The organism is Amycolatopsis ultiminotia, assembly GCF_039536925.1.
GTDB classification, from domain to species: domain Bacteria; phylum Actinomycetota; class Actinomycetes; order Mycobacteriales; family Pseudonocardiaceae; genus Amycolatopsis; species Amycolatopsis ultiminotia.
The window spans coordinates 1-17,391 of record NZ_BAAAZN010000009.1 but is presented as its reverse complement, the minus strand read 5'-3'; the positions used below and the strand labels follow the sequence as shown (position 1 = coordinate 17,391).

The window sequence follows — 17,391 nt, the reverse complement described above, 5'->3', positions numbered from 1 at the left end:
GCCTCACGCGTCGAACCGGTAACCGGCGCCGGGCACGGTCTCGATCACCGGTGGTTCGCCGAGCTTGCGCCGCAGGGTCATCACGGCCACGCGCACCGCGTTGGTGAACGGATCGGCGTGCTCGTCCCACGCCTTCTCCAGCAGCTCCTCGGCACTGACCACGGCGCCCTCGGCCCGCATCAGCACTTCCAGCACGGCGAACTCCTTCGGGGACAACGGCAGGAACCGCCCGGCCCGTGCGGCCTGGTGGCGGGGCAGGTCGAGCACCACGTCCCCGCGTTCGAGCACCGGCGGCAGCGCGGGACGGGCCCGGCGTCCGAGTGCCTGCACGCGCGCGACCAGTTCGGCGAACACGAACGGTTTGGTGAGGTAGTCGTCGGCGCCGAGGCCGAGTCCGGCGACCCGGTCCAGCACGTCCGCGGCCGCGGTCAGCATCAGCACCCGGCTCTGCCCGCCATGCTCCAGCAGCGCGGCGCATACCTGATCACCGTGCACCAGCGGCAGATCGCGGTCCAGCACGACCACGTCGTAACCGTGCACCCCGACCCGCTCCATTGCCTGCCTGCCGTCGTAACAGACGTCGACGGCCATGGACAGCCGGCGCAGGCCCTCGGCAATCGAATCGGCCAGCAGCCGTTCGTCCTCCACCACCAGTACCCGCACCCGGCCATTCATACCAGTGCGGGGGATAAGCACCGCATAAGCGGATTCGCTTACCGCGCCGGAATAGTGGCTTTCGTAGAACTTCACCACCGGGTCGGAACCGCCCGGCAGTGAAGGAGGAGTGATGCGCAAGCCACAGGTGGCCGTCCTGGCCGGGGTGACGGCACTGCTGTTGTCGGCCTGCGGGAACGGCGGGGACGACGGGGACAAGGTCGCGTCGATTTCGGCGCCGCCGAGCACGTCCGCGGCCGGTACGGCGGGGGGAAGCGGCGGCACGGACACCGACCGCGGTGAGCAAATGCGCCAGTTCGCGAAATGCATGCGGGAGCACGGCATCGACATGCCCGACCCCAAGGGCGACGGGTCGGGAGCCACGATCGCCCTTCCGGGCGGTGCGTCCGACGACAAGTTGACCAAGGCGCAGGACGCGTGCAAATCGTTGCTGCCCAACGGTGGCCAGCCGAAGCCGCTCAGCCCGCAGGAGCTGGACAAGGCACGCAAGGAGGCCAAGTGCATGCGGGAGCACGGCGTCGACATGCCGGACCCGGACCCGAGCGGCAAGTCTGCCCGTCCGGCCATCGAGGCGGGTGACAAGGGGAAGATGGCCGAGGCCGCGAAGGCTTGCGGGCTCGGCACCATGGCCGACGCGGGCGAGCCGGCAGGGGAACCGAAGTGACCGGGCGATCCCGGCGGAACCGGTGGTTCGTCGCGGTCGCCGCGGCGGTGGTCGTGCTCGGCACGACCACCGCTGTGGTGCTCACGCGGGTGGCCGAAGGCTCGCCCGCACCGGCCGCCGCACCGAAGAATGTCGAGACGGCCGAAGTGCACAAGGCCGACCTCAGCGACGAGGAGGAAGCCGACGGGACCCTCGGCTATGGCGCGGAATCCCCGGTGACCGGACGGAAAACCGGCACCTTGACGTGGTTGCCTTCGCCGGGTGCGAAGGTTTCCCGCGGGAACACGGTTTATGGCGTGGACGCGAAACCGGTGCCGTTGTTCTACGGCTCTTTGCCGTTCTACCGGGACCTTTCGGCCGGGGCGGAAAACGGCCCGGACGTCAAGGAACTGGAAGAAAACCTGCGTGCGCTGGGATTCGGTGGATTCGGCACGCCGGACACCCGTTTCACGTCGGCGACCGCGGCGGCGGTGAAGCGGTGGCAGAAATCGCTCGGCGTCGAGCAGACCGGCACTTTCGGCCAAGGAGATGTGGTGCTCGCCGCCGCGGAGTTGCGGGTTTCCGCGGTTTCCGGGCAACTCGGCGGTCCGGCGCAGGGCGAGGTGCTGAAGACGACCGGCACCGCGCGTTCGGTGGAGGTCGAACTCGACGCGGCGAAGCAGCAGCTCGCCCAGGTGGGTGCGAAGGTTTCGGTGACCGTGAACGAGGCCGTGACCACCGGCACGGTCACCGACGTCGGGCACGTCGCCGAGCCGGGCAAGGACGCCTCCGGGCAGCCCAACGGCAAACTCACCATCACCGTCACCGTGCGGCTGGACAAGGCCGACGCGGCCGGTTCGCTCGATTCGGCACCGGTGACCGTGCGGTTCACCAAGGACGTTCACCGGGGTGTGCTCGCCGTTCCGGTCGGTGCGCTGCTCGCGCTCGCCGAGGGCGGCTACGCGGTGGAGGCCGAGCAGCACGGGCAGCGGCGGCTGATCGCGGTCAAGACCGGATTGTTCAGCGGTGGCAAGGTGGAGGTGTCCGGCGCCGGGCTGAGCGAGGGCATGCGGGTGGTGACGACCTCGTGACGCCGGTGCTCGCCGCGCGCGGAGCCTCCCGCAGCTACCCGGGCGGGGTGGCCGCGCTGCGCGACGTTTCGCTGTCCCTGGCCGAAGGCGAACTCGCCGCGATCGTCGGCCCGTCCGGATCGGGAAAATCTACGCTGCTGCAGCTCATGGGCACCCTCGACCGGCCGACGGGTGGCCGGATCGAGGTGCGCGGACACGACGTCGCCACACTGTCGGACCGCAGGCTGGCCGCGTTGCGATCGCGCTGGATCGGGTTCGTCTTCCAGCAGTTCTTCCTCGACGAAGGGCTCGACGCGGTGGACAACGTGTGCACCGGCCTGCTCTACGCGGGCGTGGCGCGTCGCGAACGGCGGAAGCGGGCGCTGGCCGCGCTGGACCGGGTCGGGTTGGCCCGCCGCGCCGAGCACCGGCCCGGCGAACTCTCCGGCGGTGAACGCCAGCGGGTGGCGATCGCTCGTGCGGTGGTGAGCGAACCGGCCATCCTGCTCGCCGACGAACCGACCGGCAACCTCGACACCGGGACCGGTGCGGCGGTGCTCGAGCTGCTCGGCGAACTGAGCGCGGACGGCACCACGATCGTCGTGATCACCCACGACCGGGAGATCGCGGCCGGGCTGCCCCGGCAGATCGAACTGCTCGACGGGGTGTTGCAGCGGGACACCGGGTTCCCCGCGGCAGCCCTGCACGCGGTGGGAGACAGCGCGGGCGGCTCGCCCGCGCGCAGGGAAGGCAGGTCGCGATGACCGCCGTCGTGCCTCCGCCGCCCACCCCGTTGCCGGATCCGCCGCCGGTGCCGTCCCCGGCCCGGCTGGGTGTGCGGGACGTGCTGTCGCTCGGCGCGCACGGGATGCGTACCCGTCCGGTGCGGGCCGTGCTTTCCGCGCTGGGCATCGCGATCGGCGTCGCTGCCATGGTCGCGGTGCTGGCGATTCCGGCGTCGAGTGCCAAGGCGATCCACGACCGGCTCGCCGCGCTCGGCACGAACCTGCTGACCGCGGCGCCGGGGCAGACGTTGTTCGGGGAGCCTGCGACGCTGCCGGACGGCGCGGTCGGCCGGGCCGGCCGGATCGGTCCGGTGCAGGCTGCGGCCGAGGTCGGGTCGGTCGAGCAGACCGTGCGCCGCAACGACCGGATCCCGGCCGAGGAGACGTCCGGGCTGTCGGTGTACGCGGCGCACCGGAACCTGCTCGACGTGCTGGGCGGGCAGGTCGTGTCCGGGGCGTTCCTCAACCAGGCGAACCAGCGGTTCCCGGTGGTCGTGCTCGGCCAGGAGGCCGCGACAAGGCTCGGCATCGACCATGTCGATCCGGCGCGGCCGCCGCAGGTCTGGCTGGGCGGACGGTGGTTCAGCGTGGCAGGCGTGCTCGGTCCGATGCCGCTGGCGCCCGAGGTGGAGCGCTCGGTGCTGGTGGGCTGGGACGTTGCGAAAACCCTGCTCGGCTTCGACGGGCATCCGAGCACGGTGTACGTGCGCGCCGACGAGTCGCAGGTGCCCGCGGTCCGCGACGTGCTCGGCGCGACGCTGAACCCGGGTTCGCCGGGGGAGGTGGATGTCCGCCGTCCGTCCGACGCGCTCGAAGCGCAGCAGTTGACCGAAAACAGCTACAGCGCGTTGTTCCTCGGCCTTGGCGGGGTGGCGCTGCTGGTCGGCGGTGTCGGGGTGGCGAACACGATGGTGATCTCGGTGCTGGAGCGACGCCGGGAGATCGGCCTGCGCCGGGCGCTGGGCGCGACCCGGCGGCAGATCCGCGGGCAGTTCCTCGCCGAATCGGTGCTGCTGTCCGGGTTCGGCGGGATCGTCGGGGTGCTCATCGGCGTGGCGGCGACCGCCGGATACGCGCTGAGCCAGGGGTGGCCCGCGGTGCTGCCCCCGCTCGCGCTGATCGGCGGGGTCGTGGTGTCCGCGCTGGTCGGCGCGGTCGCCGGGGCCTATCCGGCGGCACGTGCGGCGCGGCTGCCGCCAAGCCGCGCGCTGGCCTGAACCGGTGCCGGGCCCCGATCTGCCGGGGCCCGGCACCGGCCGGGTTCAGGACAGCCGCTCGACGACGTACTCGATGCTGCGGGTGAGCTGGGTGATGTCGTCGGGGTCGATGGCCGGGAACAGCCCGACGCGCAGCTGGTTGCGGCCCAGCTTGCGGTACGGCTCGGTGTCGACGATGCCGTTCGCGCGCAGCGCCTTCGCCACCGCGGCCGCGTCGACCTCCTCGGCGAAGTCGACGGTGCCCACGACCTGCGACCGCAGCGCCGGGTCCGTGACGAACGGCGTGGTGTAGGAGGTCTTCTCCGCCCACTCGTAGAGCCGGGTCGAGGAGTCCTTGGTGCGCGCGGTCGTCCAGTCGAGTCCGCCCTGGCCGTTCATCCACTCGATCTGCTCGGCGAGCAGGAACAGCGTGGCCACCGCGGGGGTGTTGTACGTCTGGTCCTTGCGCGAGTTGTCCAGCGCCGTGGTGAGCGAGAGGAACTCGGGGATCCAGCGGTCGCCGCCGCCGAGTTCGCCGATCCGCTCGATCGCGGCAGGCGAGGCCAGCGCGATCCACAGGCCACCGTCGGAGGCGAACGACTTCTGCGGCGCGAAGTAGTAGACGTCGAAGTCCTCGGCCTTGACCGGCAGGCCGCCGGCACCGGAGGTCGCGTCGATCGCGACCAGTGCGCCGTCGCTGCCTTCGGGGCGGCGGACCGGCACCGCGACGCCGGTGGAGGTCTCGTTGTGCGCCCAGCCGACGAGGTCGGCACCTGCCTGGTAGGCGATCTCGGGTGCACTGCCCGGATCGGCCTTGACCACGACGGAGTCGGAGAGGAACGGTGCGCCGTTGGTCACCGAGGCGAACTTCGAGGAGAACTCGCCGTAGGTGAAGTGCTGTGCCTGCTCCCGCACGAGCCCGAACGCCGCGGCGTCCCAGAACGCGGTGGTGCCGCCGTTGCCGAGGATCACCTCGTAGCCCTCCGGCAGCGAGAACAGTTCGGACAGCCCGGCGCGCACCCGGCCGACCAGGGATTTCACCGGCTTCTGGCGGTGCGAGGTGCCGAGGTAGGCGGAGCCGGACCGGGCGAGGCCGGCGAGCTGCTCTTCGCGGACCTTCGAGGGTCCGCAGCCGAAGCGGCCGTCGGCCGGCTTGAGGTCCGCGGGGATGGTCAACTCAGCGTCGGTCATGTGGCCAGTCTCTCAGGTCGGGACGACGCAGCTGACGGGGCGGGTACTGCCCGGAATGTGGGAGCGGCAGTGCTCCGCCGGGTGCGGCCTGCCCCGGTGCGCATCGGCCGGACCCGGGTGATCACTACCGCCCACGTGTATAAACTCGGTTTATACACGTGGTGTACAGTGGGGCGCATGTCGATGGGACACACGTTGCTCGGGTTGCTGGAAACCGGCCCCCGGCACGGTTACGACCTGAAACACGCCTATGACGATCGGTTCGGGCACGACCGCCAGGTGCACTACGGGCAGGTCTATTCGACGCTGGCCCGGTTGCTGAAGCAGGGACTCGTCGAGGCCGACGGCGTCGAGGTGGACGGCGGTCCCGAGCGCAAGCGCTACGCGATCACCGAAGCCGGCGTCGCGGACGTCGCGGGCTGGCTCTCGACCCCGGAGAAGCCCGAGGCCTACCTGCAGAACACGCTGTACACGAAGGTCGTGCTCGCGCTGCTGTCCGGACGGGCCGCCGCCGACGTGCTCGACATCCAGCGCACCGCACACCTGGACGCCATGCGCCAGCTCACCCGTCGCAAGACCGGGGGCGACCTCGTCGACCAGCTGGTCTGCGACCACGCCCTGTTCCACCTCGAGGCCGACCTCCGCTGGCTCGAGCTCACCGCAGCCCGGCTAGACCAGCTGGCGAAGGCCCTCGCATGAGCCTCGCCAACGGACGTTTTCCTGCGGAGGGGGCATCCGGCGCTGCCGACGGGCTTTTTCCTGCGGAGGGGGCATCCGGCGCTGCCGACGGGCTTTTTCCTGCGGAGGGGGCATCCGGCGCTGCCGATGGGTTTTTTCCTGCGGAGGGGGCATCCGGCACTGCCGACGGGCTTTTTCCCGCGGAGGGGGCATCCGGCACTGCCGACGGGCTTTCTCCTGCGGAGGCGGAGGACGGCGCGCTGCTTTCCGCCACCGGCGTCCGCAAGACCTACGGGGCCACCGACGCGCTGGCCGGTGCCGGTCTGCAGGTGTGGGCGGGGGAGGTGGTCGCGCTGATGGGTCCTTCCGGGGCGGGTAAGTCGACCCTGTTGCACTGCCTCGCCGGGATCGTCCGGCCGGATGCCGGGACGGTCCGCTACCGGGGCGCCGATCTGGCCGGGCTGCCCGATCGGGAGCGTTCGGCGTTGCGGCGCACGGACTTCGGGTTCGTCTTCCAGTTCGGGCAGCTCGTCCCGGAGCTCACCTGCCTGGAGAACGTCGCACTGCCGTTGCGGCTGAACGGCGAACGCAACCGGGCCGCCGCCAAGCGGGCGCGGGAGATGCTGACCGAACTCGGTCTTGCCGAGGTGGCAGGCAAACGGCCCGGCGAGGTGTCCGGCGGGCAGGGGCAGCGCGTGGCCGTGGCCCGCGCGCTCGTGACCGGCCCCCGCGTGGTCTTCGCCGACGAGCCGACCGGTGCACTCGACTCGCTCAGCGGTGAGCAGGTGATGCAGCTGCTGACCGCCGCGGCCCGTGAGCGGAACACGGCGATCGTCCTGGTCACGCACGAGGCTCGGGTCGCGGCGTATTCCGACCGCGAGGTCGTCGTGCGAGACGGCCGTACGCGTGCGCTCGAGGTGACGCGGTGATCCGGCGCTGGGTGGGCGATCTGGCGCTGGGCATGCGCCTGGCCCTGCGTGGCGGTGGAGCGCGGACCGCGCTCGTCCGCCTCGGTCTCACCGCCGTCGGGGTCGGGCTCGGCGTGGCGGTTCTGCTCACCGCGGCGTCGCTACCGCATCTGCTCGGTGCCCGCGACGATCGCTCGGCCGCACGCATCGCCGACGAAACCGCGGTCGACGGTGTCGATCCGGTCTACGTCGTCCAGCGCAGCGACGAGTACCGCGGCCGCGGGCTGTTGGGCCAGGTCGTGCAGCCGACCGGGCCGCACCCGCCTTCCGCACCGGGCGTCGAACGGTTGCCGGCGCCGGGGGAAGTGGTGCTCTCTCCTGCGCTCGCCGAGCTCCTGCGGTCCCCGGAGGGTGAGCTGCTGCGGCCACGGTTCTCGCAGCGGGTGATTGGCACCATCGGTGACGCCGGGCTGACCGGACCGAACGAGCTGTTCTTCTACACCGGCTCCGATTCGGTCGCCGGACAACCGGATGCCGCGGCGGTGAGCCGGTTCGGCGGGGAAATCCACCGGCGAGGGTTGAGCTCGCTCGAGCTGCTGCTGGTCGTGGTGGGCGCGACGACGTGTCTCGTGCCGGTGTTCGTCTTCGTCGTCGCCAGCACCCGGCTCGCCGCGGCGTCGCGCGACCGGCGGCTCGCCGCGTTGCGCCTGGTCGGCGCGGACCGCGGCCAGGTACGCCGGATTGCCGCGGGTGAAGCCCTGCTCGGCTCGCTCACCGGTCTCGTCATCGGGGCCGCGCTGTTCCTGGTGGTGCGCGTGGTCGCACCGGGGATCACCGTCTCCGCCTTCGGCGGCGGCCTCTTCGCTGCCGACATCGTGCCGGACTGGCGGCTCGCCGTTCCGATCCTGCTGGTGCTGCCGGTGCTAGCGTGCGCGGCGGCGGTGTTCGCGCTGCGGCTCGTCGTCATCGAACCGCTTGGTGTCGTGCGGCGGGGCGCGCACGGCCGCCGGAGGCTGGGGTGGCGGATCCTGCCCGTGCTCGCCGGCGGCGTGCTGCTGCTCGTCGGCTACGGAGCCGACGAATCCCGGAGCACCGCCGCGGTGATCGGCGGTGTGGTGCTCGTTCTCGTCGCGGTCCCGGTGGTGCTGCCGTGGCTGGTCGAGCGCGTCGCGGGTCTGCTGCACGGCGGTTCTCCTGCGTGGCTGCTGGCCGTCCGCCGTCTCCAGCTGGACAGCGCGACGGCCGCCCGGCTGGTCAGCGGGATCGCCGTCGTGCTGGCCGGATCCATTGCGTTGCAAGGGGTTTACGCCCGAGCCGAAAGTGAGCAGCCGGCCGTGCCGGAGGCGACGGTGATCACGAGTTACTTCGCCACGAGTACCGCGGACGCCAAGGCGTTCACCGCCGCCTTCCACACCCTGCCGGGCCAGGGTGATCGCCAGGTCCGGTTCGGCGGGCAGATCGAGAACGACGCCGGGAAACAGATTTCGATCCTCGTCGGGTCCTGCACACAGCTGCGGGCCGAAGCCGGGCTCGTGGACTGCCGCGACGGCGAGGTCTACCGCGACGGGTCCGACGGCTACGTGCCACGGGCAGGGGAGCAGACCTGGTTCGCGGGCGCGCGCCGGGTCGACCCGGCCGCACCAGCACAGTGGACGGTCCCGGCGGTGCACCCGGCGCGAACGACCGGCGACGGCACGGGGGAGCTGCTCGTCACCAGCGGGGCGCTGGCCACGGCGTCGAAGGTCGGGTTGTTGTTGTCGGTGACGGTCCCCGCGGCGGACCCGGAACTCGTGGAGCAGGTCCGGAACCTGGTGGGGTGGAACGGAGAGGTCGCCTCGCTCGGCACCGGGCGCGACGGTACCTACGCGCTGATCACCCGTGCGCTGTCGGTCGGCTCGGTGCTCATCCTGCTGCTCGCCGCGGGCAGCCTGCTGATCGCCGCGTGGGAACAGTTGCGGGAACGCCGGCGCAGCCTCGCGGTGCTCACCGCGAACGGTGTCGGACGCGGGGTGCTCGCCCGGTCACTGGTGTGGCAGCTGACGATTCCGGTCGCGGTCGCGGTGACCGTCGCGATCCCGGCCGGGCTCATCCTCGATTGGCTGCTGCTCACCGCGGTGGTACACCGCCCGATGGCCGTGGACGTCCCGGCGATCGCACTGCTGACCGCGACCGCGGCGGCCGCGGTACTGCTCGTCACCGCGGTAACGCTGCCCGCCCTATGGCGGACCGCCAGCACGGAACACCTGCGGGACGAGTAACCCCTGCCCGGCCCCGCGGGCCTTGCCCGCCCACGGACCCTGCTTGGCCTCGCGGATCTTGCCTGGGTTGCGGACCTCGCTTGGCTTCGCGGACCCTGCCCGGTCCACGGACCCTGTCTGGCTTCGTGGACCCTGCCTGCGTCGCAGACCTTGCCTGGGCGCGGACTTTGCCTGGCTTCGTGGATCTTGCCTGGCCCAGGGATCCTGCTTGGCCTCGCGGACCTTGCCCTGCCCGCGGACCCCATCGGCCCACGGACCCCATCGGCCCGCGGCCCGGGCCGGGCCGGGATTGGCCGCGACCAGTGCACGTCCCGGCGCTACGGAACCGGCCTGGGTTCTGGTTCCGGGGCTGCTGGGCGCGGGCCGGTGCTGAGGGGACCGCGCGGGAGACCCGGCGATCGGTCCAGGTGGTGGGTTTCCTCAGCGCCAGCCTGCTTCGTCGACCCCGCCCGGGATTGGGGCGGCCGGGTCGTAGGGGGTGCGGCTGAAGATGAACGTCGCGAGGTTCAGGTGGTTTGCGGTGCCGTCCTCGGTTCGGCCGACGGTCAGGGTTTCGCCCGCGTAGTAGCCGTCCAGGCCGAGCCACTGGTCCGGGCCGGTCGGGTGGAAGCGGGACGCACGGCCTGCTCCGTCGGCGGGGTTGAGCGTCAGCAGGCCGTCGCCGCGCACCCGCAGCAGGTACGGCGTCGGGCCCCAGTGCCAGAGCCCGGTCAGCGCCAGCAGCTTCGGGTCCACAGTGGACGGCTGCCATTCCGCGGGCAGCGCGGGTTCCAGCTCTTCGGTGACCGTGATCAGGTCGACGCACAGCTGCGTGATGCCGACCCCCGCGGTGGAGTTGGTCAGGCACAGCGCGCCGGTGCCGGTCGCGGCGTCGACCAGCGTCGCGGCGAGGAAGCCGGGCATCGAGCCGGTGTGTCCGGCCAGGTGCCTGCCCTGGTGGCGGAGCACCATCAGGCCAAGGCCGAAACCGGTCGTCCACACCGCGGTGTCGTCGACGGTGTTCATCGTCCGCATCTCGGCAAGGGTGTCCTCGGCCAGCACGCCGCCGGTGAATCCGCCGAGGAACGACGTCCAGCGGGCGAGGTCGGCGATCGTGGACCACAGTTGCCCGGCCGGGGCCATCGCGCCGGCGTCCGGCGACGGCTCCGGCAGCAGCACGTCCGCGAACGGGTGCACGGCAAAGCCCTCCGCATGCGCACCGACCGGGTGCGGCGTGGTGCGGTGCATGCCGAGCGGGGTGAGGATTTCTTCGCGCACGACCTCGAACCACGGCTTGCCGCGGTGGCGCGCGACCAGCTCGCCCAGCACCCCGAAGCCGACGTTCGAGTAGTGGAACTTGAAGCCCGGCCGCAGCTTCGTCGCGTCCTGCTGGAGGCTCGCCACGAGCGCTGCCCAGTCCGCGCCCGGTGCGCGCTCCCACCACTGGCCCGGCGATTCCGACGTCAGGCCCGAGGTGTGCGAAAGCAGCTGCGCGATGGTCACCGACCCGAACGCGGTGCCCGGCAGGTGCCGCTCCAGCGGATCGGTCAGCGCGAGCCGGCCTTCGTCACGCAGGCGCAGCACGGCGGTGGCGATCAGGGTTTTGGTGATCGAGCCGAGCCGGTACTGCGTGTCGTCGTCGGGGCGGGCCTCGCCGACCCGTCCACGGGCGCCGGACCAGGCGAGTGCGCCGTCCCGCACCACGGCGGCGACCAGCGACGGCGCACGGCCCACCGCCTGTTCGTGAGCGAGCCGGCGGTACAGGGCGAGTTCGGTCGAGTCCAGCATGGGCGCCATTCTGCCCGGCCGGGTCAGCCGAGCAGCTGCCGGTCCAGCGCGGTGGTCACGGCCGCGGTGCGGTCCGACACCCCGAGTTTGGAGAACACCCGCAGCAGATGCGTTTTCACGGTCGCCTCGCCGATGTGCAGCGCACGGCCGATGTCCGCGTTGGTATGCCCCTTCGCGACCAGCCGCAGCACTTCGACCTCCCGGGTGGACAGTGGCGAGACCGGCTCCGGGTTCCGCATCCGGTGCACCAGCTTGCCGGCGACCGACGGCGCCAGCACGGTTTCCCCACGGGCCGCCGCGCGGATCGCTCCGGCCAGCTCGGTGCGTGACGAGTCCTTCAACAGGTAGCCCGCCGCGCCCGCTTCCACCGCCCGCAGGATGTCCGTGTCGGTTTCGTAGGTGGTCAGCACGACGATCCGGCGCGCGGGCGTCTCCGCGAGGATCGCGCGGATCGCCCCGACCCCGTCCAGACCCGGCATCCGCAGGTCCATCAGCACCACGTCCGGCTGTTTCACGCGGTCGAGCGCGACCGCTTCGTCGCCGGAGCCGGCTTCGCCGACCACCGTGAGGTCGGCCTCGGCCTCGAGCATCCCGCGCAGTCCTTCGCGCACCACGGGGTGGTCGTCCACGAGCATGATCGTGATCACGCGGGCACCTCCAGTTCCAGTTCGGTGCCGCCGTCCTCGCCCGCCTGCACGGCCAGCCGTCCACCCACCTGTTCGGCGCGCGAGCGCATCCCCCGCAGCCCGAACCCGGAGGTGGGTGCCTGTGGGGAGAAGCCGCCTCCGTCGTCGTCCACGCGCAACCGTACCGCTCCGTCCACAGCAGACAGCCGCACGTGCACCCGGGAGGCACCGGCGTGCTTGCGCACGTTGGACAACGCTTCCTGCGCCGCGCGCAGCAGCACCACTTCGACCGCAGTGCGCAGTGGCGGCAACGCATCGTCCACTGTGCACTCGACGACGATGCCCGTCTCATCGGCAAGCCGGTTCGCCTGCCTGCGCACGGCATCGGGCAGCGAACCGGTGGCGAGTTCGGACGGGGTCAGCGCGGCCACCATCGCCCGCGCCTCGGCCAGATTCTCCCGCGCGGTACGGCCGGTCAGCGCCAGATGCCTGCGTACTGCCGCCGGGTCGGTGTCCAGTTCGGACTCGATCGCCTGGGCCAGCGCCACGATGCTGGTGAAGCCCTGCGCCAGCGTGTCGTGGATTTCGCGGGCCAGCCGCTCCCGTTCGGCCGCGGTGCCCGCCTCCCGGGAGAGCCGTTCGACCTCCGCCTGGCTCTCCTCGAGCTCGCGGATCAGCTTGGCCCGCGCGTTGCTCTCCCGCAGCACGTCGTGGGTGAACTTCCCGGCCAGCACGCTGAACACCACCAGGATCGCGGTCATCGGCAGCAGGATGACCAGGTTCGGATTGCGCCAGCCGCCGTTGACCACGGCCGAGGCCGGTTCGCACAACAGCAGCAGCGTGGTCGCCACGATCGCCGGGCGCAGGTCCAGCAGCATGAACAGCAGCGGGGCGGTGAAGAACATGACGAAGCTCGACGAGGTGGCCGCGAACACCGCGGTGGCGGTGAGCACCACCAGCACCGTCGCGGCGGCCACGCGGGTGGTGCCGTTGTCCTGCTCGTGCACGATGCGGCGCCCGGTCACCAGGTAACCGAGCGCCAGCACCCCGATCGCACCAGCGGAGATCGCCTTGGCCGCCACCGGCGGGTCGTCGAACAGCACCAGGAGGACGGTCGCCACGCAGGCGACCGCGAACAACACCTCCCACGCCCAGTACGACCGCCGCCATGCGTCGTCCGGCTGCTTCACCGCGCTTCGTTCGTCCACCGGAAGGTCACCCTCGTGAGCACCAGCCCGACCACGCACCAGACCCCCAGTACCAGTGCGACCGTCGGAAGTTCCCATGCTCCCGCCATCTCCTGCGTTGCGGCTTCCGGTGGCAGGAACACCGACCGGAAGCCCTGGCAGATCCATTTCAACGGTAAGAAGGACGCGATGTCGACCATGATCTTCGGCAGGTTCGTGATCGGTGTCACGAACACCCCGGAAATGAACTGCAGCACCAGGTACACCAGCTGCACCACGGCCACCGTGCCGTTGGCGGTGCGGGTGAGTGAGCTGATCGCGATACCGAGCAGGGTCGAGGACACGATCCCGAGCACCAGCACCCACAACAGCGTCAGCCACTTCACCGGGTCGGCGGGCAGTTCGAGCCCGAACAGCAGCATCGCCACCGCGGCCATCAGCACGGTCTGCGCCACGCTGGTCACCGCGACCATGATCATCTTGCCGATGAAGTAGGCCGCCGCGGGCATCGGTGTACCGCGCAGCCGTTTCAGCGCGCCCACCTCCCGATCCGCGGCGATCCCGATGCCGACGCTGTTGAACGACGTGGACACGATGCCGGAGCCGATCATGCCCGCGGCGAGCAGCTGTCCGGAGGAAAGGCCCGGCTGCGCGGTCGGACCGTCCAGGATGGACCCGAGCAGGATCATCAGCACCGCGGGCAGGGAGAAGGTGAACACCACCTGTTCCCGGTTGCGGAAGAACTGCCGCAGCTCGAACGAGCCGCGGGCGAGCCCGAGGCGCGCGGTGCCGGGCAGGGTGAGGGTCGTGGTCACGGTTTCTCCCCGATCAGGTCGAGATAGACGTCCTCGAGGCTCGGCCGCGTCACGGTCAGGCCGGCAAGTTCCCTGCCACCGCCGGAAAGTTGCGTGACGAGCTTCGTCGGGAACGCGGTGTGCTCCTGGTGGGTCCCGCGTTCGTCGTGCCACTGCACGAGGGCTTCGGCGCGCTCGCGCCCGGCGAGCGTCGCCGGGGTCCCTTCCGCGACGACACCCCCGCGGGCGAGGACCGCGAGCCGGTCGGCCAGCGCCTCGACCTCGTCGAGGTAGTGGGTGGTGAGCAGGATGGTGGTGCCCGCGTGGGCAAGCCCGTCGATCAGCGTCCAGAACTGCCGCCGGGCCTCCGGATCGAAACCGGTGGTGGGCTCGTCGAGGAAGAGCAGCTCCGGTCTGCCCACGATGCCGAGTGCCACGTCCACCCGACGGCGCTGCCCACCGGAGAGCGACTTGACCCGGGCGCCTGCCTTCGCGGTCAGCCCGACCTGGTCGATCACCTCCTCCGGATTCCGCGGGTGCGGGTAGTACTTCGCGAAGTGCCGCACGGTTTCCGCGACGGTCAGTTCCGCCGCGTCGGTGGCCGTCTGCAGCACGACGCCGAGGCGGGCGCGCCACGCGCGGCCCGCAGTCCCCGGGTCCTCGCCCAGCACCGCGGCCTCGCCGGAGGTACGCCGCCGGTGTCCCTCCAGAATCTCGACGGTTGTCGTCTTGCCTGCCCCGTTCGGGCCGAGCAGGGCGAACACCTCGCCTTGGCGGATGTCCAGATCGATGCCGGCCACGGCGACGTGGCCCGGGTACTCCTTGCGCAGTCCGCGCACTCGCACTGCAGTGCTCATGGCTTCATCGTGCGGCTACCGGACGCGGTCGCGGGACGTCCGGGCAGTGGAATCCGGCTGTCCACCGAACGGTGGACCCGACGGCCCTGGTTTCCCGTGGAACCAGCGAAAACGCCGTCACGAACGGACCGGGCGGCCCACTGCACGTACGACCGGGAGACGGCAACCGCCGTCGAGGTGAACGGCACTGTTGACGAGTTGTCTAACATGACAGGATGTCTCACAAGCAGGTGACCGCCAGTGACGGTGTCCGCCTTTCGGTCCGGGTGGGCGGGGCACCGGACGGACCGACCGTCGTGCTCGTGCACGGCTATCCGGACAACAGCTCGTTGTGGGACGGCGTTGCCGCCGACCTCGGCCGCCACCACCGCGTGGTGACCTACGACGTGCGCGGTGCCGGGGAATCCGGCAAGCCGCGGCCGCGCAGCGCGTACCGGCTCGACCAGCTCGCCGACGATCTGGCCGCGGTGGTGGACGAGGTGCAGCCGGACGGCCGGGTGCACCTGCTCGCGCACGACTGGGGTTCGATCCAGGCGTGGCACGCGGTCACCGGCGACCGGCTGCGGGGCCGGATCGCCTCCTACACCTCGATTTCCGGGCCGAGCCTCGATCACGCCGGTGCCTGGTTCCGCGCGCAGCTGGCCCGTCCGACGCCGAAACGGCTGGCGAACGCGCTGCGGCAGCTCCTGCACTCCTACTACATCGTGGCATTCCAGCTGCCGGTGCTTCCGGAGCTGATGTGGCGCACCGGCGCGATGCGGGCGTTGATCCGGCGTCTGGAGCCGGACGAGAACGCGCCGTCGGCCGTGGACGGGGTGCACGGACTCGAGCTCTACCGCGCCAACATGGGGCCGCGGATGGCCCGGCCGCAGCCGCGTCCGGCGGAGATCCCGGTGCAGGTGCTCGCCCCGACCGGCGACGCCTACGTGACCGATCCACTGCAGACCGAGGTGCAGCGCTGGGTGCCGGACCTGTGGGTGCGGCGGATCGTCGGCTCGCACTGGGTCGCCCGCGGCAAGCCGGAGGTGGTCGCCACCGCGGCGGCCGAGCTGATCGCCTACGCCGAGACCGGTGCCGAGAGCCGGGCGTTGAAACGGTCCCGAGCCGGGGAGACCGAGCGAGGCCGCTTCGCGCATCGGCTGGTCGTGGTCACCGGTGCGGGCAGCGGCATCGGCCGGGAGACGGCGCTGGCGTTCGCCGCCGAAGGGGCCGACGTGGTGGTCACCGACCTGACCGCGGACACGGCTGAGGAAACCGCGAAGCTGGTGCGTGACAAGGGTTCCACCGCCGGAGCGTACACAGTGGACTCCTCGGACGGGGAAGCGGTCACGCGGTTCGCCGAGCAGGTCCGGGACGAGTTCGGAGTGCCCGACATCGTCGTGAACAACGCCGGGATCGGCATGTCGGGTTCGTTTCTCGACACCACGGTCGAGGACTGGGAGAAGGTCGTGGACGTGAATCTGTGGGGCGTGATCCACGGGTGCCGTGCCTTCGCGCCGATGATGAAGGAGCGGGCCGAAGGCGGGCAGATCGTGAACCTCGCATCGGCGGCGGCTTATCTGCCGTCGAAGATCCTCACCGCTTACGGCACCACGAAAGCGGCCGTTCTGGCGCTGAGCAACGGCCTGCGCGCGGAACTGGCGGCTGACGGCATCGGCGTCACGGCGATCTGTCCTGGCATCGTGAACACCAACATCACCGGCGCCACCCGGTTCGTCGGTGTGGACGCCGACGAGCAACAGCGGCTGCAGAAGGCGTCGTCGAAGCTGTACGCGCGGCGCAACTTCGGCCCGGAAAAAGTCGCTCGGGACATTCTCCGTGCGGTGGAAAGGAACATCGCGGTCCAACCGTCCACTCCGGAGGCGAAGGTGGCCTATGTCCTTTCGCGACTGACGCCGGGTCTGCTGCGTGCGGCGGCGAAGCTGGACGTCGCGCCGTGAGCCGGCCGCGCCGGATGACTCCACAGGCCCGGCGCGACGATCTGATCGCTTCGGCGCTGGACCTGTTCGGCAGCCGTGCGCCGGAACTGGTCACCGTGGACGACATCGTCGCGCACGCCGCGGTGTCGCGCCCGTTGTTCTACCGCTACTTCTCCAGCCTGCGTGAGCTGCAGGTGGAGGCCCTCCGCACGGTCACCGACGGCCTCGTCGACGGGCTCGCGACGCTGGCGGAAGGTCCGCCGAAGGCGCGGGTCCGGGCAGCCGTGCGTGGACTCGTCGACGTCGCGGCGCATTACCGTGCCGGTTACGTCGCGTTGCTGCGCAGCGGTTCGGTGATCGCCACGGCGGAGACGGACGCCGCGATCGACGAGGTGCGCAACCGGGCGGTGACGCTGATCCTCGAGTCGCTGGAGATTGCCGAACCGTCGCCGCTGGTGCTGCTGACCCTGCGCTGCTGGACGGCCGTGGTCGAGGGCACGTTGTTGTCCTGGCTGCAGGAAGCAACGGTGCCGCGGGAGCAACTCGACGGCTGGCTCGTGGACCAGCTGACCGCCATGCTCGCCGCAACCAGGGCCCACGAACGCTGAATCGCCGCCGCGACGTGGTCCTGCGCCCACGAACGCTGAATCGCCGCCGCGACGTGGTCCTGCGCCCACGAACGCTGAATCGCCGCCGCGACGTGGTCCTGCGCCCACGAACGCTGAATCGCCGCCGCGACGTGGTCCTGCGCCCACGAACGCTGAATCGCCGCCGCGACGTGGTCCTGCGCCCACGAACGCTGAATCGCCGCCGCGACGTGGTCCTGCGCCCACGAAC

Annotated in this window: 16 protein-coding genes; 9 read left to right on the top strand and 7 right to left on the bottom strand. The window is 71.2% G+C overall.

Annotation, left to right across the window (positions count from 1 at the left end; genetic code table 11):
• Nucleotides 1-3 precede the first annotated feature (3 nt).
• The gene (locus ABD793_RS21130) at nt 4-663 is read right to left on the bottom strand and encodes a response regulator transcription factor (protein WP_344862533.1); all 660 of its coding nucleotides are present in this window, start codon (nt 661-663) and stop codon (nt 4-6) included.
• Nucleotides 664-787: 124 nt separating this feature from the next.
• On the opposite strand from ABD793_RS21130, the gene ABD793_RS21125 reads away from it, so the two are divergent.
• The 4 genes from ABD793_RS21125 to ABD793_RS21110 are packed head-to-tail and all read left to right on the top strand — an operon-like array spanning nt 788 to nt 4,390.
• Entirely contained in the window at nt 788-1,339 is a 552-nt protein-coding gene (locus tag ABD793_RS21125) for a hypothetical protein (RefSeq protein WP_344862530.1), read from the top strand.
• Nucleotides 1,336-2,409: a peptidoglycan-binding protein gene (locus ABD793_RS21120; protein ID WP_344862528.1), complete on the top strand. Its 1,074-nt coding sequence runs from the start codon at nt 1,336-1,338 to the stop codon at nt 2,407-2,409. Before ABD793_RS21125 ends, ABD793_RS21120 begins: the two co-directional genes overlap by 4 nt.
• On the top strand, nt 2,406-3,152 hold the full coding sequence (locus tag ABD793_RS21115) for an ABC transporter ATP-binding protein (protein ID WP_344862526.1): 747 nt from the start codon (nt 2,406-2,408) through the stop codon (nt 3,150-3,152). Before ABD793_RS21120 ends, ABD793_RS21115 begins: the two co-directional genes overlap by 4 nt.
• Nucleotides 3,149-4,390, top strand: coding sequence for an ABC transporter permease (locus ABD793_RS21110; RefSeq protein WP_344862524.1), 1,242 nt, complete (start codon nt 3,149-3,151; stop codon nt 4,388-4,390). Before ABD793_RS21115 ends, ABD793_RS21110 begins: the two co-directional genes overlap by 4 nt.
• A 45-nt stretch (nt 4,391-4,435) precedes the next feature.
• On the opposite strand, the gene serC is transcribed toward ABD793_RS21110, so the two are convergent.
• Complete coding sequence (gene serC / locus ABD793_RS21105; RefSeq protein WP_344862522.1) at nt 4,436-5,560, bottom strand: phosphoserine transaminase; 1,125 nt, start codon at nt 5,558-5,560, stop codon at nt 4,436-4,438.
• A gap of 177 nt (nt 5,561-5,737) precedes the next feature.
• Between serC and ABD793_RS21100 the strand changes: the two genes are divergently transcribed.
• From ABD793_RS21100 to ABD793_RS21090, 3 genes are all read left to right on the top strand, one after another.
• Nucleotides 5,738-6,259: a PadR family transcriptional regulator gene (locus tag ABD793_RS21100; RefSeq protein WP_344862520.1), complete on the top strand. Its 522-nt coding sequence runs from the start codon at nt 5,738-5,740 to the stop codon at nt 6,257-6,259.
• Between the two features lie 239 nt (nt 6,260-6,498).
• On the top strand, nt 6,499-7,167 hold the full coding sequence (locus tag ABD793_RS21095; protein WP_344863079.1) for an ABC transporter ATP-binding protein: 669 nt from the start codon (nt 6,499-6,501) through the stop codon (nt 7,165-7,167).
• Complete coding sequence (locus tag ABD793_RS21090) at nt 7,164-9,404, top strand: FtsX-like permease family protein (protein WP_344862518.1); 2,241 nt, start codon at nt 7,164-7,166, stop codon at nt 9,402-9,404. Before ABD793_RS21095 ends, ABD793_RS21090 begins: the two co-directional genes overlap by 4 nt.
• A gap of 420 nt (nt 9,405-9,824) precedes the next feature.
• Here the strand turns inward: ABD793_RS21090 and ABD793_RS21085 are convergent, their stop codons facing one another.
• The 5 genes from ABD793_RS21085 to ABD793_RS21065 are packed head-to-tail and all read right to left on the bottom strand — an operon-like array spanning nt 9,825 to nt 14,635.
• Nucleotides 9,825-11,171, bottom strand: a complete 1,347-nt coding sequence (locus ABD793_RS21085; protein ID WP_344862516.1) for a serine hydrolase domain-containing protein — start codon at nt 11,169-11,171, stop codon at nt 9,825-9,827.
• A 23-nt stretch (nt 11,172-11,194) separates the two neighbouring features.
• Nucleotides 11,195-11,818 carry a response regulator gene (locus ABD793_RS21080; protein ID WP_344862514.1) on the bottom strand — a complete coding sequence of 208 codons (624 nt, stop codon included), beginning with the start codon at nt 11,816-11,818 and terminating at the stop codon, nt 11,195-11,197.
• Nucleotides 11,815-13,005 (bottom strand): sensor histidine kinase, encoded by a 1,191-nt coding sequence (locus tag ABD793_RS21075; RefSeq protein ID WP_344862513.1) that lies wholly within the window; start codon nt 13,003-13,005, stop codon nt 11,815-11,817. Before ABD793_RS21075 ends, ABD793_RS21080 begins: the two co-directional genes overlap by 4 nt.
• Nucleotides 12,984-13,799, bottom strand: coding sequence for an ABC transporter permease (locus ABD793_RS21070; protein ID WP_344862511.1), 816 nt, complete (start codon nt 13,797-13,799; stop codon nt 12,984-12,986). The genes ABD793_RS21075 and ABD793_RS21070 overlap by 22 nt, the downstream gene beginning before the upstream one ends.
• Nucleotides 13,796-14,635, bottom strand: coding sequence for an ABC transporter ATP-binding protein (locus tag ABD793_RS21065; protein WP_344862509.1), 840 nt, complete (start codon nt 14,633-14,635; stop codon nt 13,796-13,798). The genes ABD793_RS21070 and ABD793_RS21065 overlap by 4 nt, the downstream gene beginning before the upstream one ends.
• Before the next feature lie 215 nt (nt 14,636-14,850).
• Between ABD793_RS21065 and ABD793_RS21060 the strand changes: the two genes are divergently transcribed.
• Together ABD793_RS21060 and ABD793_RS21055 are read left to right on the top strand one after the other, a co-directional pair.
• Nucleotides 14,851-16,575: an SDR family oxidoreductase gene (locus tag ABD793_RS21060; protein WP_344862507.1), complete on the top strand. Its 1,725-nt coding sequence runs from the start codon at nt 14,851-14,853 to the stop codon at nt 16,573-16,575.
• A 14-nt stretch (nt 16,576-16,589) separates the two neighbouring features.
• Nucleotides 16,590-17,162, top strand: a complete 573-nt coding sequence (locus ABD793_RS21055; RefSeq protein ID WP_344863077.1) for a TetR/AcrR family transcriptional regulator — start codon at nt 16,590-16,592, stop codon at nt 17,160-17,162.
• Nucleotides 17,163-17,391 lie beyond the last annotated feature (229 nt).

What these genes read in the sequence shown, in the direction of transcription:
- ABD793_RS21125 (WP_344862530.1), top strand. Translation starts at nt 788, where the DNA reads ATGCGCAAGCCACAGGTGGCCGTCCTGGCCGGGGTGACGGCACTGCTG.
- ABD793_RS21110 (WP_344862524.1), top strand. Translation starts at nt 3,149, where the DNA reads ATGACCGCCGTCGTGCCTCCGCCGCCCACCCCGTTGCCGGATCCGCCG.
- serC (WP_344862522.1), bottom strand. Translation starts at nt 5,560, where the DNA reads ATGACCGACGCTGAGTTGACCATCCCCGCGGACCTCAAGCCGGCCGAC.
- ABD793_RS21100 (WP_344862520.1), top strand. Translation starts at nt 5,738, where the DNA reads ATGTCGATGGGACACACGTTGCTCGGGTTGCTGGAAACCGGCCCCCGG.
- ABD793_RS21085 (WP_344862516.1), bottom strand. Translation starts at nt 11,171, where the DNA reads ATGCTGGACTCGACCGAACTCGCCCTGTACCGCCGGCTCGCTCACGAA.
- ABD793_RS21065 (WP_344862509.1), bottom strand. Translation starts at nt 14,635, where the DNA reads ATGAGCACTGCAGTGCGAGTGCGCGGACTGCGCAAGGAGTACCCGGGC.
- ABD793_RS21060 (WP_344862507.1), top strand. Translation starts at nt 14,851, where the DNA reads ATGTCTCACAAGCAGGTGACCGCCAGTGACGGTGTCCGCCTTTCGGTC.
- ABD793_RS21055 (WP_344863077.1), top strand. Translation starts at nt 16,590, where the DNA reads ATGACTCCACAGGCCCGGCGCGACGATCTGATCGCTTCGGCGCTGGAC.